15 protein-coding genes are annotated in these 16,253 nt (G+C 69.6%); 11 read left to right on the top strand and 4 right to left on the bottom strand.

The annotated features are described in order from the left end of the window. Window positions 1–48: 48 nt before the first annotated feature. The 5 genes from ACSQ9E_RS32150 to ACSQ9E_RS32130 all read left to right on the top strand — a co-directional run bounded on the left by ACSQ9E_RS32150 (window position 49) and on the right by ACSQ9E_RS32130 (window position 4,046). Window positions 49–927 (top strand): PhzF family phenazine biosynthesis protein, encoded by an 879-nt coding sequence (locus tag ACSQ9E_RS32150; protein ID WP_436220129.1) that lies wholly within the window; start codon window positions 49–51, stop codon window positions 925–927. Beyond that, on the top strand, window positions 924–1,649 hold the full coding sequence (locus ACSQ9E_RS32145) for a VOC family protein (RefSeq protein ID WP_436220128.1): 726 nt from the start codon (window positions 924–926) through the stop codon (window positions 1,647–1,649). Before ACSQ9E_RS32150 ends, ACSQ9E_RS32145 begins: the two co-directional genes overlap by 4 nt. Window positions 1,650–1,655: 6 nt before the next feature. Next, window positions 1,656–2,294: a LysE family translocator gene (locus ACSQ9E_RS32140; RefSeq protein ID WP_057268640.1), complete on the top strand. Its 639-nt coding sequence runs from the start codon at window positions 1,656–1,658 to the stop codon at window positions 2,292–2,294. Continuing rightward, window positions 2,291–3,277, top strand: coding sequence for a threonine dehydratase (locus tag ACSQ9E_RS32135; RefSeq protein WP_436220127.1), 987 nt, complete (start codon window positions 2,291–2,293; stop codon window positions 3,275–3,277). Before ACSQ9E_RS32140 ends, ACSQ9E_RS32135 begins: the two co-directional genes overlap by 4 nt. Window positions 3,278–3,374: 97 nt before the next feature. Beyond that, entirely contained in the window at window positions 3,375–4,046 is a 672-nt protein-coding gene (locus ACSQ9E_RS32130) for a histidine phosphatase family protein (protein ID WP_057204064.1), read from the top strand. Window positions 4,047–4,070: 24 nt separating this feature from the next. On the opposite strand, the gene ACSQ9E_RS32125 is transcribed toward ACSQ9E_RS32130, so the two are convergent. The 3 genes from ACSQ9E_RS32125 to ACSQ9E_RS32115 are packed head-to-tail and all read right to left on the bottom strand — an operon-like array spanning window position 4,071 to window position 5,974. Beyond that, window positions 4,071–4,535 (bottom strand): GNAT family N-acetyltransferase, encoded by a 465-nt coding sequence (locus ACSQ9E_RS32125; RefSeq protein ID WP_436220126.1) that lies wholly within the window; start codon window positions 4,533–4,535, stop codon window positions 4,071–4,073. 41 nt (window positions 4,536–4,576) lie between these two features. Continuing rightward, window positions 4,577–5,443, bottom strand: coding sequence for a creatininase family protein (locus ACSQ9E_RS32120; protein WP_436220125.1), 867 nt, complete (start codon window positions 5,441–5,443; stop codon window positions 4,577–4,579). 18 nt (window positions 5,444–5,461) lie between these two features. Then, window positions 5,462–5,974: a DUF1569 domain-containing protein gene (locus ACSQ9E_RS32115; protein ID WP_057204061.1), complete on the bottom strand. Its 513-nt coding sequence runs from the start codon at window positions 5,972–5,974 to the stop codon at window positions 5,462–5,464. 52 nt (window positions 5,975–6,026) lie between these two features. Here ACSQ9E_RS32115 and ACSQ9E_RS32110 point away from each other — a divergent pair, with 52 nt between their 5' ends. From ACSQ9E_RS32110 to ACSQ9E_RS32085, 6 genes are all read left to right on the top strand, one after another. After that, window positions 6,027–6,779: an alanyl-tRNA editing protein gene (locus tag ACSQ9E_RS32110; protein WP_436220124.1), complete on the top strand. Its 753-nt coding sequence runs from the start codon at window positions 6,027–6,029 to the stop codon at window positions 6,777–6,779. A gap of 124 nt (window positions 6,780–6,903) precedes the next feature. Next, complete coding sequence (locus ACSQ9E_RS32105; RefSeq protein WP_436220123.1) at window positions 6,904–10,650, top strand: DUF748 domain-containing protein; 3,747 nt, start codon at window positions 6,904–6,906, stop codon at window positions 10,648–10,650. Between the two features lie 57 nt (window positions 10,651–10,707). Next, window positions 10,708–12,909 (top strand): protein-disulfide reductase DsbD family protein, encoded by a 2,202-nt coding sequence (locus ACSQ9E_RS32100; protein ID WP_436220122.1) that lies wholly within the window; start codon window positions 10,708–10,710, stop codon window positions 12,907–12,909. Between the two features lie 91 nt (window positions 12,910–13,000). Then, window positions 13,001–13,615, top strand: coding sequence for a thioredoxin family protein (locus ACSQ9E_RS32095; RefSeq protein ID WP_436179916.1), 615 nt, complete (start codon window positions 13,001–13,003; stop codon window positions 13,613–13,615). Window positions 13,616–13,640: 25 nt separating this feature from the next. After that, on the top strand, window positions 13,641–14,117 hold the full coding sequence (locus ACSQ9E_RS32090) for a CoA-binding protein (protein WP_436179917.1): 477 nt from the start codon (window positions 13,641–13,643) through the stop codon (window positions 14,115–14,117). A 28-nt stretch (window positions 14,118–14,145) separates the two neighbouring features. Continuing rightward, entirely contained in the window at window positions 14,146–15,444 is a 1,299-nt protein-coding gene (locus ACSQ9E_RS32085) for an O-acetylhomoserine aminocarboxypropyltransferase/cysteine synthase family protein (RefSeq protein ID WP_436179918.1), read from the top strand. Here the strand turns inward: ACSQ9E_RS32085 and ACSQ9E_RS32080 are convergent. After that, complete coding sequence (locus ACSQ9E_RS32080) at window positions 15,441–16,247, bottom strand: IclR family transcriptional regulator (protein WP_436220285.1); 807 nt, start codon at window positions 16,245–16,247, stop codon at window positions 15,441–15,443. The two genes, ACSQ9E_RS32085 and ACSQ9E_RS32080, sit on opposite strands and share 4 nt — an antisense overlap. Window positions 16,248–16,253 lie beyond the last annotated feature (6 nt).

Genomic DNA, 16,253 nt, shown 5'->3' with positions numbered 1-16,253 from the left:
CCGAAAAGCCCCATTTCCACCCCATCCACCTACCTGACAGGCTTTCCCATGAAACTGCGCCCCTTCCAGCAAGTCGACGTCTTCACCGACCAGGCCTACCGCGGCAACCCGCTGGCCGTGGTGCTCGACGGCGAAGGCATCACCACCGAGGCCATGCAGGAGTTCACCAACTGGACCAACCTGTCCGAAGCCACCTTTGTGCTGCCGCCCACGCCCGAAGGCAGGGCGGCGGGTGCCGACTACCGCGTGCGCATCTTCTGCCCCGGGCGCGAGTTGCCCTTTGCCGGCCACCCCACGCTGGGCAGCTGCCACGCCTGGCTGGGCGCGGGCGGCAAGCCACAGACGCCGGGGCGGGTGGTGCAGGAATGCGGCGCGGGCCTCGTACCCCTGCGCCAGGACGGCGCACGCCTGGCCTTTGCCGCCCCGCCCCGCCTGCAAAGCGGCCCGCTGGACGAAGCGGACGTGGCGCTCATCGCGCGCGGCCTGGGGGTGGAGCGCGCGGACATCCTGCACCACTCCTGGTGCGACAACGGCCCCAAGTGGCGCGGCGTGATGCTCCAATCGGCCGAGCAGGTGCTGGCACTGCGGCCCGATGCTGCCATCCTGGCGGGCCTCGATATCGGCGTGGTGGGCCCGCGCGGCAAGGTCGGCGTGATCGGTGCCGACACCGCGCGCGAGGACATCGCCTTCGAAGTGCGCGCCTTCTTCCCGGGCAACAACGGCCTGGCCGAAGACCCGGTGACCGGCAGCCTGAACGCGGCGCTGGCGCAGTGGCTCATCGGCGCAGGCCTGGCCCCTGCGCACTATGTGGCCAGCCAGGGCACGGCCCTGGCGCGCGCCGGCCGCGTGCACGTGGACCAGGAAGGCAGCGAGATCTGGATCGGCGGCCATTCGGTCACCTGCGTGCAGGGCGAGGTGCTGCTGTGACGGGCCAGGCCCCGGCCTGCATCGACCACCTGGTGGTGCTGGCCCGCGACCTGGCGACGGGCGTGGAGTGGTGCGAGCGCACGCTCGGCGTCACCCCCGCTGCGGGCGGCGAGCACCCGTTGATGGGCACGCACAACCGCTTGCTGAATGTCTCCAGTCCAGCCCATCCGCGCGCTTACCTGGAGATCATCGCGATCAACCCTGCAGGCAAGAAGACCATCCCCGATGGCGACCGGCGCTGGTTCGACATGGACGACGTTGCGCTGCAGCAGCAGGTGGCCGAGTACGGCCCTCAACTCATCCACTGGGTGGCCTCGGTGCCCGACGTGGCCACCAGCCTGGCCGCGCTCGACAGCCTGGGCGTGGACCGGGGCCGCGCCATCACCGCCAGCCGCCCCACGCCGCAGGGCATGCTGCAGTGGCAGATCACCGTGCGGCCCGATGGCCAGCGCCTGTGGGACGGCTGCCTGCCCACGCTGATCGAATGGGGCGCCGTGCACCCCTGCGACCACCTGCCCGCCAGCGGCGTGCAATTGCAATCCCTGCAACTGCAGCACCCCGACGCCGGCGCCCTGCGCGCGGCCTGCGATGCCGCGGGCCTGCGCGACGTGGCCATGCCCACGGAGGGCCCCTTGGCCCAGCTGCACGCGCAGTTGCTCACCCCGCGCGGCGCTCTGGCCCTGCAGTCGCGCGCCCTGCCACCCCCGCCCTCACCGGAGTAACCCACCATGCTCACCCCCCAGGAACTGCTGATCTTCGCGTTCGCCTCCCTCTTGCTTGTGCTCACGCCCGGGCCCAACATGGTCTATTGCATCTCGCGCAGCCTCACCCAGGGCCCGCGTGCCGGGCTGCTATCGCTCGGTGGCGTGATCGCCGGTTTCGGCGTGCACCTGCTGGCAGCATCGCTCGGCCTCACCGCCCTGCTGGCCGCCGTGCCCATGGCCTTCGACGCGATCCGCATCGCGGGCGCCGCCTACCTGCTGTGGCTGGCCTGGCAGGCCGTGAAGCCCGGCGGCACCGCCCCGTTCGAGGCGCGCGACTTGCCGCACGACACGCCGCGCAAGCTGTTCCTCATGGGCTTCATGACCAATTTGCTCAACCCCAAGGTGGCCATGTTCTACCTGTCGTTCTTCCCGCAGTTTCTGCACCCCGAGCGCGGCAACTGGCTATTGCAGAGCCTGACCCTGGGCGCCGTGCAGATCAGCACCAGTGCGCTGGTGAATGCACTGCTGGTGCTGTTCGCCGCCCGCGTGGCCCTGTTCATGAACCGCAGCCAAGGCTGGATGCGCGCCCAGCGCTATGTGATGGGCACGGTGCTGGGCCTGCTGGCCGTGCGCCTGCTGACCGAAAAGAGGCCTGCCGCATGAGCGCCCTGCCTGCCACCACCCTCCCCTGGCTGCCGGGCCTGGCCGACATCGAGGCTGCGGCCCAAGTCGTGTACCGCGACTTCCCACCCACGCCGCAGTACCGCTGGGCCCTGCTCAGCGAACGCCTGGGCACGGACTGCTGGCTCAAGCACGAGAATCACACGCCCGTGGGGGCCTTCAAGATCCGCGGCGGGCTCACCTATTTCGACCAGCTCGCTAAGCGAGGCGCACTGCCGCGCGAAGTGGTCAGCGCCACGCGCGGCAACCACGGCCAGAGCATGGGCTGGGCTGCGCGCAACCACGGCGTGGCCTGCACCATCGTTGTGCCCCGGGGCAACTCGGTGGAGAAGAACGCCGCCATGCGCGCTCTGGGCGTCACGCTGATCGAGCACGGCAGCGACTTCCAGGAAGCGCGCGAGCATGCCATGCAACTGGCCGCCGAGCGCGGCGCGCACATGGTGCCCAGCTTCCACGCCGACCTGCTGCGCGGCGTGAGCACCTACTGGTGGGAGTTCCTCTGCGCCGTGCCACAGCTGGCCGTGGTCTATGTGCCCATCGGCCAGGGATCGGGCGCGTGCTCGGCCATTGCGGCCAAGCTGGCGCTGGGGCACGGCGTGCGCATCGTCGGTGTGGTGAGTGCCCATGCCACCACCTATGCCGATTCCCTGGCGGCGGGCCGCGTGGTCGAGGCACCCGTGACCACCGAACTGGCCGACGGCATGGCCTGCCGCGTGGCCGATGCGAATGCGCTGGCCTTGCTTGCACCGCACATCGACCACATCGTGCAGGTCAGCGACGCAGAGGTGGCTGCCGCCATGCATGCAATCTACACCGACACCCACAACGTGGCCGAGGGCGCGGGCGCCGCCGCACTGGCGGCTGCGATGCAGGAACGCGACAGTTTGAGTGGCCTCGCTGTGGGCCTGGCACTCACGGGCGGCAACGTCGACGCACCGGTGTTCAGCCGCGTCCTGGCAGGCTGACCGGCCGGGCGGAGCGTGTCCCCGAGGCTACTGGCTGGGTGGCTCTGGTCGCTTGGGCGACAAACGACCGGGCCCGCCCCTGCCCACAATCCGGCGCATGGGAACCCTTTACCTCGTGCGCCACGGCCAGGCCTCGTTTGGCGCTGACGACTACGACCAGCTGAGCGCGCGCGGACGCGAACAGGCGGTGCGCCTGGGCGAATTCTGGCGCGAGCGCGGGCAGGCCTTCGATGCCGTGATCACCGGCACCTTGCGCCGCCACACGCAGACGCTGGAAGGCATCGCCGAGGGCCTGCAGGTCACGCCCGAGGTGCTGCAGATGCCCGGCCTCAACGAGTACGACAGCCATGCGCTGATCACCGCCATCCACCCCCAGCCGCTGCCCAAGCCGGATACGCCCGAGCTGTACCGCCACCACTTTCGCCTGCTGTGCGATGCACTCGCGCAGTGGATGGCGGGCGTCATCAGCCCGCAGGGCATGCCGACGTGGAACGAGTTCAGTGCCGGCGTGCGCGCCGCGCTCGACCATGTGCGCCAGCGCCACACCGGCCAGAACGTGCTGCTGGTGAGCAGCGGTGGGCCCATCTCCACCGCCGTGGGCCAGGTGCTGGGCACCGCGCCCGAGGTGACGATTGCGCTGAACATGCGCATCCGCAACAGCGCGCTGACGGAGTTCAGCATCAGCCCCAAGCGCCTGATGCTGCAGACCTTCAACACGCTGCCGCACTTGAACGAAGCGCCGCACCTGGACTGGATCACCCACGCCTGACCGGCGGCAGGCCAGCGGGCTCGCCTACAGATCGAGTGCGAGAAACCGGGTTCCCGGAACCGGGTTGAAGCTCACGGGCTCTGCAGGCACAAACCCCAGCGATTCGTACAGCCTTTGGGCCGCGACGAATTCCGACAGCACATCCAGGCACATGCGCCGATAGCCCGCTTCTTTTGCGGCGTGCAGCATCTGCTGCACCAATTGACGCCCCAGGTCCATCCCCCGGGCTGCGGGCCGCACGTACACGCGCTTGAGTTCACAGGCGCTTTCATCGACCCGGCGAAGGGCGGCGCACCCCACCACTTGGCCCTCGATGACGGCCAGAAGAATGCACCCGTCGGGCTCGGCATACTTTCCCGGCAGTTGTGCGAACTCTCGCTCGTAGTCCTGAAAATCGAGATTGGCCACCGGGCTTTTGACGTACTCGCGAAAAATCGCGATGACTTCAGGAAGATCGCCGGGGAACGTGGCAGGTCTGATCATGGTCATTCAATGAACGCAAAAGGCCGTGCAAAGCGTGGCGACCGGCCTCAACAATCGGGCTGGTCACGCAAGGTGCTCAGCGGCAATGCCGCCATTTCCTGCAGCAGTGCCACGAGCTGGGTGGCCGCCGCCTCCACCACGGTGCGGCCTTTGTCGGCGCTGGCGGCTGCGGCATTGCCCACGGCACCGGCCGGGTGGTAGTCCTGCATCTGCCAGCCGAGCTTGGCGCTCTTGCCATTGCCCAGGATGGCGTACTGCTCCGAGCGGTCCTGCGAGGTGGAACGAAAGTCCTGCGCATGCGCCATCTGCACCGTGGCTGGCGCCAGGTGCAGCATCATCGAGGTCTCGATTTCGCCCGCGTGGATGCCGAAGCGGTGCTCTGCCGCACTGAACTGGCCGGCCACCGCATCTGGCAGGGGCAGGCTGAACCAGCTGGCGCTGTACACCAGCAGGTCGTAGCGTGTGCGCAGCTCGCGCGCCACGATGTCCATCACGCTGACCTGGCCGCCATGGCCGTTGAACAGCAGCAGTTTCTTCACACCCGCGCGTGCGACGCACTCACCAAGCTCGGTCCACAGCGCGATGATGGTGGCAGGCGACAGCGTGAGCGTGCCGGGGTAGCGGATGTGCTCGGGGCTCAGGCCCACGTTCTGGGGCGGCAAAAACAGCACCGGCAGCTCGGCCGGCAGCAGCGGCAGCGCCGCGTCGATCACACCCTGCAGCAAGGTGGCGTCCACCGACAGCGGCAGGTGCGGCCCATGCTGCTCGATGGCGGCCACGGGCAGCACGGCGACCGTCTGCGCCGCCAGGCCCGAAGCCTTGCGCTGTGCGAAATCGCGCGTGCCGAGATCGGCCCACCAGCGCGCAGGCGTGGTGGCAGATGGGGAAGAAGAAGGCACCGGTGGCTGGGTCATGCCGCCATGGTAGCGGCCTCAGCCCAGAATGATCTCGTCCTGGTGGTTGGCGATGTGAAAGGTGTGGGCACGTGCGAACTCGACTTTGTCCAGCGCGCCATACGCAAAGTGGTGGCGCAGCACCCCCGAATGGGCGTTGAAGCGTGCAATCGCGGCCCGCAGGCGCTGGGCTGCTGGCTTCCACTCGCCCGACATGGTGAGCGCTGGCGCCGCGGGAATGGGCTCGGCAAGGCCGTGCGACATGCGCCCGCGCCAGCCGAAGAAGCTGAACGCGGCAGCGCCCAGCGTGCGCTGGAACAGGGCGCTGTTCTCCTTCGGAAAGCCGTCGATGCTCATCTCGATGCTCTGCGACAGGTGTTCGAGCACCGCCACCAGGGGCCAGGCACCATTGGTGCGGGCCTGGGGTGCCGCCTCCATCCGGTCGAGCCAGCGCAGCGCGCCGGACAGGTCGGCCACCTTGGGCTCATCGGCCCAGCCGAAGGCGGGGACCAGGACCAAGGGGGCGGCGATCAAGGCGGTGCGGCGTTTCATGCCTCGATGGTAGCGCTCTGCAGCCGCACCCCGCTGCAGCTACCATGCAGGGATGACCCACGATCTGTTCCGAGAAGATGGCTACCTGCGCGAGTGCAGCGCCCACATCACCGCCATCACCGACGCCGGCATCGTGCTCGACCGCACGGTGTTCTACCCCCTGGGCGGCGGCCAGGCCGGCGACAGCGGCCACCTGCTGCTGGCCGACGGCACGGCCATCGCCATGGCCGACACGCGCAAGGGCAAGGATGCCGAAGGCCAGCCCACGGCCGACATCGTGCACGTGCCGGCCCCAGGCCAGGAAGCGCAGCTGGCCGCGCTCACCGCTGGCACGCCCGTCACCGCCCGCATCGACTGGGAGCGCCGCCACCGCCTGATGCGCCTGCATACCACCACCCACCTGCTGTGCCACCTGGTGCCGCAACTGGTCAATGGCTGCTCCATCACGCCCGAGTACGCGCGCCTGGATTTTTCCATGACCGACCCGCTCGACAAGGAGGTGCTGACCGCCGGCATCGCCGCGCTGGTCGCTGCGGCCCACCCGCTCACCGTGGCCTCGATCAGCGACGAGGAACTCGACGCCAACCCGGCCCTGGTCAAGAGCATGAGCGTGCAGCCCCCGCGCGGTTCGGGGCGCATCCGCACCATCCGCATCGGCGGCGAGGGCGATGCCCCGTTGATCGACCTGCAGCCCTGCGGCGGCACGCACGTGGCCAACACTGCGGAGATCGGGGCCATCGTGGTGACCAAGATCGAGAAGAAGAGCGCCACCACGCGGCGGGTGGTGCTGGGCTTCGCTGCCTGAACGTCAACAAACATCAACCACACCTCTGGATACACCGCGCGACACTGCGCGGTGGTACCTTGGGCGGCCTGCCGCCCGTTTGCGGCGTCGCTCCCCTGACCGCCCGACGTTTTCAGCTGCCTCCATGCCTCTTCCCAAGCGCCTTTCCCTGACCCGCCCCTCCCTGGCAGCCCTGCGCCAGCACCGCTGGGCGCGCCGTGCCGCCGTGGCCCTGGCGGCTTTGCTGGCCCTGTGGCTGCTGGCCTGGCTGGCTGTGCCGCCCCTGCTCAAGGGGCCGATGGAGCGTGCGGCCAGCGAACAACTGGGCCGGGCCGTGACGGTGGGCGCCATCGATTTCAAGCCCTGGTCGCTGGAACTCACGCTGCGCGACATCGCAGTGGCAGGCGCCGAGGGCAGCGACAAGCCCCAGCTCACCATAGCCCGCGTGCATGTGGATGGCGAGCTGCAATCGCTGCTGCGCCTGGCACCGGTGGTGGACGAGTTCACGGTGGAGTCACCCGTGCTGCACATCGCCCACCTGGGCGAGGGCCGCTACGACGTGGACGACATCATCGCCAAGGTCACGGCACCACCCGCCGAACCCAAGCCGGGCACGGGCCCCGCCCGCCTGGCGCTGTACAACCTGGCGCTGGTTGGCGGCAGCATCGACTACGACGACCGCAGCGTGGGCAAAAAGCACAGCCTGCGCGACCTGGCGCTCAAGGTGCCCTTCATCAGCACCCTGCCCTCGCAGCGCGAGGTGAAGGTGGAGCCGCACCTGGCCTTTGTGCTCAACGGCAGCCGCTTCGACTCTTCCGCACAGGGCACGCCTTTCGCCCAGACCGGCAAGACCGACGCCAGCGTGCGCTGGGACGGCGTGGACCTGGCCCCCTACCTGGCCTACCTGCCCGCCAGCCTGCCCGTGAAGGTGCAGGGTGCCACGCTGGACGTGGACCTGAAGGTGGCCTTCGAGCAGGCCCCGAAGATGGCCGTGAAGCTCACCGGCAGCGTGCAGGCGCGCGGCGTGCGCCTGGCGGACCGCCAGGGGCAGGACCTGGTGAGCTACGAGCGCCTGAAGATCGATCTGGCCGACGTGCGCCCGCTCGACCAGGTGGTGCGCCTGTCGCAGGTGGAGCTCACGGCCCCGGTGCTCAACGCCACGCGCAATGCGGCGGGCCAGATCAACCTGGCGCAACTGGCGCCTGAGAGCCCGCCCGCTGCGACGGCACCTGCCGCCAGCGCTGCCAGCACCGCGTCTCGCCCAGCCTCGGCCGCTGCGGGCAAGCCCGCGGCCGCCAGGCCCTGGGCGGTGGAGATCGCCCACACCCTGGTGCGCGGCGGCACGCTGCGCTGGGGCGACCAGACCACCCGCCCCGCCGCCGCATTGGAGGCGCGCGAATTCACGCTGGATGCCAGGGACCTGGCCCTGCCGTGGGCCCATCCCGTGGCCTTCGAGGGCGGCTTCAAGCTGCAGGATGGCAGCCTGGGCTTCAAGGGCGAGGCCACGGACCAGAAGGCGCAGGTGCAGGCGACTGTGACCGCACTGGCGCTGCAGGTGGCCACCCCTTACCTCGCGCAAGCACTGGAGCCCGCCGTGTCGGGCCAGCTCACCGGCGACATCGGCGTGCAGTGGGCAGCGCCCGATGCATCGTCCGTGAAGCCCGGTGCTGCGGCGCCCACCGGCATCACCCTCACCGCCGGCGCGCTGGCACTGGAGCAACTGGCCCTGCGCCAGGGCAAGACCGTGCTGGCCAGCCTGGGCCGGCTGGAAGTGAAGGGCATGCAGGTCCCATTGGACTCCCGCACCGCCACGCTGGAGAGCCTGGCCCTGACCCAGCCCAAGGCCACGGTGGACCGCAGCGCGGACGGGCGCTGGATGTTCGAGCGTTGGATGAAGGCGCCGGCCACCACGCCCCCGGCACAAGAAAATGCCCCAGCACCGAACGCCCCCGCCGCCGCGCCGTGGGTGCTGCGCGTGGCGGATTTCAGCCTGCAAGGCGGCGCTGTCTCGCTGGCCGACAACGCCCAGGCCCGCCCCGTGGCGCTGGAGCTGTCGGCCCTGGGCATCAGCGCCAAAAACCTCGCCACCGACGGCAGCAAGCCCGAGGCGCTCAAGATTTCGGCCCAGGTGGCTGCGGGCAAGGGCGCGCCTGGCAAGCTCGACTACCAGGGCACGCTGGCGCTGCAGCCGCTGGCCACGCAGGGCAGGCTCGAGGCCACGCGCCTGCCGCTGCACGCGCTCGACGGCTACCTGGCGAGCCAGCTGTCCATCGAGCTGCTGCGCGCCGACGTGGGATTCAAGGGCCAGGTGGCTTTCTCGCAGGGTGACAAGGGCGCCAGCCTGCGCCTGTCGGGCGACGCTGCCGTGGACGACCTGCAGGCCAACAGCACCTCGGCTTCCACCCCCAAGACCGAGGCCCAGGTGGGCGAAGAACTGCTGGCCTGGAAGAGCCTGAACCTGCGCGGCCTGGACCTGGCCACCGCACCCGGCACGGCGCCGCGGCTCGAAGTGAAAGAGACCAGCCTGGCCGACTTCTTCGCGCGCATCACCATCAACGAAGCCGGCCGCATCAACCTGGGCGATATCGCCAAGACCCCGGCCGAGGCCCAGGCGGCCAATGCCGCCAGTGCCGCGAAGTCGGTGCCACCCGCGACGGCGCCTGCCGCGTCCGCAGCGTCCGCCGCCGTGGCAACAGCGCTGGCCGACCCGCTGGCACCGGTGGTGCAGTTCGGCCCGGTGAGCCTGGTCAACGGCAAGGTGCTGTTCTCCGACTTCTTCATCAAGCCCAACTACTCGGCCGACCTGTCGGAGCTCACCGGCAAGCTCAGTGCCTTCTCGTCCGAGGCGCCAGGCGGCGCGCCCGTGCTGGCCGATCTGGAGATGCGCGGCAAGGCCGAGGGCACGGCGTCGCTGGAGATCACGGGCAAACTCAACCCACTGGCCAAGCCGCTGGCACTCGACATCGCAGGCAAGGTGCGCGACCTGGAGCTGCCGCCGCTGTCGCCCTATGCGGTGAAATATGCCGGGCATGGCATCGAGCGCGGCAAGCTCAGCGTGGACGTGGCCTACAAGGTGCTGCCGAGCGGCCAGCTCACGGCCAGCAACCGGTTGGTGCTCAACCAGCTGACCTTTGGCGAACCCGTGGCCGGCGCGCCCAACAGCCTGCCCGTGAAGCTGGCCGTGGCGCTGCTGGCCGACCGCAATGGCGTGATCGACCTGGACCTGCCGCTCAGCGGCTCGCTCAACGACCCCGAGTTCCGCGTGGGCCCGGTGATCTGGAAGATCATCGTCAACCTGATCGGCAAGGCCCTGATCTCGCCCTTCAGCCTGCTGGCCAGCGCCATGGGGGGCGGCGACGAACTGGGCAGCGTGCCCTTCGCCCCCGGCAGCGCCAGCCTGAGCCCCGAGGCCCAGCAGAACCTTGCCAAGGTGGTCAAGGCGCTGACCGACCGGCCCAACCTGCGCATCACCGTGACCGGCCAGGCCAGCCTGCAGGCCGAGCGCGAGGGCCTGCAGCGCGAGCACCTGCAGCAACTGGTGCTGGCCGAAAAGCGCCGCGCCAGCCCGGCCGACACCGCAGCGGTGCAGGCCGCCGAGTACCCCGCGCTGCTCAAGGAGGTGTACCGCCGCGCCGACATCCCCAAGCCGCGCAACCTGGTGGGCCTGGCGCGCGAGCTGACCCCAGCCGAAATGGAGGCCCTGCTGCTGGCCAACCAGCCCGCCACCGAGGCCATGGCGCAGGAGCTGGCCTCCCAGCGCGGCCAGGCAGTGCGCAGCTACCTGCTGGCGCAGAAGCTGCCGGTGGAACGGCTCTTTCTGGCGGCGCCGCGCGCGGGAACCCAGCCCGAAAAATGGTCTCCCCAGGCGCAACTGACCCTGGCGACACAATAAGGGGCCTTTTCCCCGCCCAGGAACCAAACGGTCTTCTGCGCGCTCACACCTTGCAACATGCACTACCGCCCGACCTCCCTGCTCGCCAAAGCTATCTTTCTCATAGCAGTCATGCTTGCTGGCGCGGGCAGTTGGGCCCAGTTGCAGGCCAAGGGTGGCGCGGCCACCAGCGCCGTGGTGACCACCCCCCATGTGCGGGCGGAGCTGATCGCCCATGCGCCGCAGGGCGTCGAGCCCGGCCAGCCGCTGTGGCTGGGCCTGCAGATCACCCACCAGCCCGAGTGGCATACCTACTGGAAGAACCCCGGCGATTCGGGCCTGCCCATCGAGATGGCCTGGACCCTGCCCGCCGGGCTGGATGCGGGCGAGATCGCCTGGCCCCTGCCCAAGAAGATCCCCATCGGCACCCTCGCCAACTACGGCTACGAGGGCACGGTGCTGCTGCCCGTGCCCGTCACCGTGGCCAGCACCTTCGCGCCCAAGGCACTGTCGAACGATGCCACGGTGCGCCTGCACGCCACCTGGCTGGTATGCCGCAAGGAATGCATCCCTGAAGAGGGCGACTTCACGCTGACCATCCCGGCACGCAGCACCACGGCCATGCATGGTGCGGCGTTCGATGCCGCCCTGGCGGCCCAGCCCCGCCCGGTGATGGGCAGCGTGCAGGGCGTGCGGCCCGACAGCAATGCCCGCATCGAGGGCAACACCCTGCAGCTGAGCGTGCAGGGCCTGCCCGTGGAACTGCGCGGCAAGACACTGGAGCTGTTCCCCGAGACGCCCGAGGTCATCGAGAACGCCGCCGCCTGGACCCAGGCCTGGAAGGGTGCCGTCTGGACCGCCGAGGTGCCGCTGTCGGCCCAGCGCAGCAACAGCCCTGACCCGATGCCCGTGGTGCTGGCCGCCGATGGCCAGGGATACCGCGCCGAGCTCAAGGTGCTGGGTGCCTGGCCCACGGTGGCCGCAGCGGCCACGGTGTCGCCCGCGCTGGAGGCCGCGCTCAAGGCCAATGCGGCGGGTGTCCCCGCTTCCACCTCGTCGGCCCCGCCGCTCACGCTGCTGGCGGCCTTGCTGGGCGCGCTGCTCGGCGGACTGATCCTGAACCTCATGCCCTGCGTCTTCCCGGTGCTGGCCATCAAGGTCGTGGGCTTTGCCCAGCATGCCCAGGACCGGCGCGCGCACCGGCTCAGCGGCATTGCCTACACCTCAGGCGTGGTGCTCTCCTTCGTGGCACTGGGCGCGCTGATGCTCGGCCTGCGCGCTGCGGGCGAGGCCATCGGCTGGGGCTTTCAGCTGCAGTCGCCGGCCGTGGTGGCGGGGCTGGCGGCACTGTTCACGCTGATCGCGCTGAACCTGGCGGGAGTGTTCGAGTTCGGGCACTTCCTGCCGTCCTCGGTGGCCAGCCTGCAGGCGCGCCACCCGGTGGCCGATTCGTTCCTGACGGGCGTGCTCGCCGTGGCCGTGGCCTCGCCCTGCACCGCGCCGTTCATGGGGGCCTCGCTGGGCCTCACGGCCACGCTGCCGGGCCCACAGGCGCTGGCCGTGTTCGCGGCGCTGGGCCTGGGCCTGGCCCTGCCCTACCTGGCCGCCGCCTTCGTGCCCGCCGTGGCGCGCGCCCTGCCGCGACCCGGCGCGTGGATGGACACGCTGCGCAAGTTCATGGCCTTCCCCATGCTGGCCACCGTGGTCTGGCTGGTCTGGGTGCTGGGCCAGCAAAGCGGCATCGATGGTGCGGGCGCGCTGCTGATCCTGCTGGTGGCGCTCGGGATGGTGGCCTGGGCGCTGTCGCTCGCAGGCTCGGCGCGCCGTTTCATGGCCCCGGTCTCCATCCTGGCGCTGGCGCTGCTGGCCTGGACCTTCGCTCCGCACGTCACCAACGTGGCTGCCGCACCGTCAGCACAGGCGTCCACGGGCAACGCCACCCAGCAGTGGCAGGCGTGGACCCCGGGCGCCGCCGAGCAGCTCGTCGCCAGCGGTCGGCCAGTGTTCGTGGACTTCACGGCCGCCTGGTGCGTGACCTGCCAGTACAACAAGAAGACCACGCTGGCCGACGCTGGCGTGCAGGCCGACTTCACCGCCAAGAACGTGGCCCTGCTGCGCGCCGACTGGACGCGCCGCGACCCGGCCATTACCGCCGCCCTGGCCCAGTTGGGCCGCAGCGGCGTGCCGGTGTACGTGCTGCACGCCCCCGGCAAGGCGCCCGTGGTGTTCTCCGAGATCCTGGGCGAAGCGGAACTGCGCGCCGCAGTGGCGGCGCTGTAAGACCAGCCGGTCGGCAGGGGCTCCGCCTGGAAATCCGGGGCCGCATCGCCCATACTGCCCCACCACCGTCCCACCTGGAGATTTTTCATCCATGCTGCTTCGACGTACCCTCTTCGCCCTGCCTCTCGTGCTGGCTGCCGCCGGTGCGCAGGCCGCCGCCACCGTGGGCCAGCCGGCTCCCGACATCACCCTGAAGGACACCACGGGCAAGACCGTGCGCCTGTCGGACTTCAAGGGCAAGCACGTGGTGCTCGAATGGACCAACCCCGGCTGCCCGTTCGTGCGCAAGCACTACGACAGCGGCAACATGCCCGCGACGCAGAAGGACGCGGCGGGCAAGGACGTGGTGTGGCTCGCGGTCAACTCCACCGAGAAAGCCAGCGGCGACTACCTGGAGCCGGCCAAGCTGACCAGTTGGCTAAAGCAGCGCCAGTCGGTGCCCACCGCCATCCTCATGGACGAGGAAGGCACGGCCGGCCGCGCCTACGGCGCACGCACCACGCCGCACATGTACATCGTGAACCCGCAGGGCCAGCTGATCTATGCCGGCGGCATCGACAGCATCGCCTCGGCCAAGGTTGACGACATCCCGCGCGCCACCAACTATGTGAAGACCGGGCTGGCGGAGGCGCTGGCGGGCAAGCCGCTGACGGCATCCACCACACGCCCGTACGGCTGCTCCATCAAATACAAGGACCCTGCATAGGTCTCTACAGTTTTACACTGGTGGTATGAGCACCATCAGCGAACTGCGCCATATTCTCGGAACCTGCCGCACCATCGCGGTCGTGGGCCTGTCGCCACAATGGCACAGGCCCAGTTTCTTTGCGGCCAAGTACATGCAGGCCCATGGCTACCGCATCGTGCCGGTGAACCCCATGGCACCCGAAATCTTGGGCGAGCGCAGCTATCCCAGCCTCACGGCGGCGGCGGCAGACCACCGCATCGACATGGTGGACTGTTTTCGCAAGAGCGAGGACATCCCGCCGCTGGCCGAGGAAGCCATTGCCATCGGCGCGCAGTGCCTGTGGCTGCAACTCGGTGTGGTGAACGAGAACGCGGCGGCGCGGGCCCGTGCAGCGGGCCTGGCGGTGGTGATGGACCGCTGCGTGAAGATCGAGCATGCGCGCCTGTTCGGCGGGCTCAACTGGGCCGGTGTCAACACGCGCGTGATCTCGGCCAAGCGCCCGCAGCAACTGCCTTACTGAACAGAAGAACAAAGAGAGACATCCGCCCATGGAAAAGGACAGAGACTACGGCTTCGGCACGCGCGCCATCCACGCGGGCGCCATTCCCGACCCGGTGACCGGCGCGCGCGCCACGCCCATCCACCAGACGACGAGCTTCGTCTTCGACAGTGCCGAGCACGCCAGCAGCCTGTTCAACCTGCAGACCTTCGGCAACGTCTACAGCCGCATCAGCAACCCCACGGTGGCGGTGTTCGAGGAGCGCATCGCCAGCCTGGAAAACGGGCGCGCCGCGCTGGCCTGTGCCAGCGGCATGGCCGCGCAGATGGCGGCGCTGCTGGCTATTTTGAAGACGGGCGACCACATCGTGGCGGCCAGCACGCTGTATGGCGGCACGGTGGGGCAGCTCGGCGTGGGATTTGCGCGCCTGGGCATCGAGACCACGTTCGTGGACCCGGCAGACCCCGAGAACTTCGCGCGCGCCATGCGCCCCAACACCCGCGCCGTGTACGGTGAGACGATCGGCAACCCGCTGGTCAATGTGCTCGATATCGCCGCCGTGGCCGGGGTGGCGCACACCCACGGCGTGCCTCTGGTCATCGACAACACGGTGGCCAGCCCCTACCTGTGCAACCCGCTGGCCTTTGGCGCCGACATCGTGGTGCACAGCGCCACCAAGTACATAGGCGGCCATGGCACGACCATGGGCGGCGTGGTGGTCGAGGGCGGCAAGTTCCCCTGGGACAACGGCAAATTCCCCGAGATGGTGGAGCCCAGCCGGGCCTACCATGGGGTGAAGTTCTACGAGACCTTCGGCGACTTCGGCTACACCATGAAGGCGCGCATGGAGATCAACCGCACCTTCGGCGGCGTGCTCTCGCCCATGAATGCCTGGCAACTGCTGCAGGGCGCGGAAACGCTGCACCTGCGCATGCGTGAGCACTGCCGCAACACGCTGGCGGTGGCGAAGTTCCTGCAGGGCCATGCCAAGGTGGCCTGGGTCAACTACCCGGGCCTGGCCGATTCACCGTATTACGCGCTCGCGCAAAAGCAGTTCCGCGTGGTGGATGGCACTCCGGGCGCGTCGGGCATCCTGACCTTCGGCATCCAGGGCGGCGCCGCGGCGGGCGAGAAGTTCATCGACGCCTGCGGGTTCCTGAGCCACCTGGCCAACATCGGCGACGCCAAGACCCTGGTGATCCACCCGGCGTCGACCACGCACCGGCAATTGAGCGACGAGGAATTGGCACGTGCCGGCGTGAGCGCGGACATGGTGCGCCTGTCGGTGGGCATCGAGGACCTGGACGACATCCTCTGGGACATCGACCAGGCGCTGTCAAAAACCTAAGCGCTGGTGGGGGCGCCCAGCCTCTGCGACAGGCTGCGCGCCGTGTCGCGCAGATGCCCTGCAGCGGCACTGTCCGGGCCGGTGCGCAAGGTGGCACTCGGGCCGATCACGGCCAGGCACAGCACGAGCTGGCCAAACCCGTCGAAGACCGGTGTGGCCAGGGCACTGATGCCGGGCAGCAACTGGTCGGTGACCTCGGCCACCTGGTGGGTGCGCACGGCGTCCAGCTCTGCGGCAAACGCAGGGTCGTCGAGCGCCCCGGCATGGCCATCGGCGGCCAGCGCCGCCACGGTGCGCTCGCGCGGGCCGAAGGCCGCGAACACCTTGCCCGTGGCCGTGTGCCGCACCGATGCCGTGGTGCCATGGCGCATGGCCACGTAGACGGCCGTGGGCCCTTCTTCGACACGGATGATGGTGGGCCCGCTGTCGCCCCAGACCGATGCCGACACCGTGTAGCCGATGCGCTGCGCCAAAGCCGGCAGCTCGGCGATCGCCAGCCGCACCGGGTCGACCTGCTGCAGGCTGATCAAGCCCAGTTGCATGGCCAGCGGCCCCAGGCCATAGTGGCCGCTCACGGCGTCCTGCTCGATCAGGCCGAGCTTGCCGAAACTCACGAGGTAGGGGTGGGCCTTGGCGGGCGTCATGTCGGCGGCCCGCGCCAGGTCCTTGAGCGCCATGCGGCGGCCAGTGCGGGCCAGCACCTTGAGCAGCTGGCCGCCCACCTCCACGCTCTGGATGCCGCGCGGCGCGCGCGGGCTGTCTTCGTCGTCGGCAGAAGCAAGGTCACGGGAGAGGTCGTCCATGGCGCC

The organism is Acidovorax sp. LjRoot118, assembly GCF_964253575.1.
Classification (GTDB): Bacteria; Pseudomonadota; Gammaproteobacteria; order Burkholderiales; family Burkholderiaceae_C; genus Acidovorax.
The sequence above is the reverse complement of the archived record's forward strand: the minus strand, read 5'-3'. Positions and strand labels throughout refer to the sequence as shown.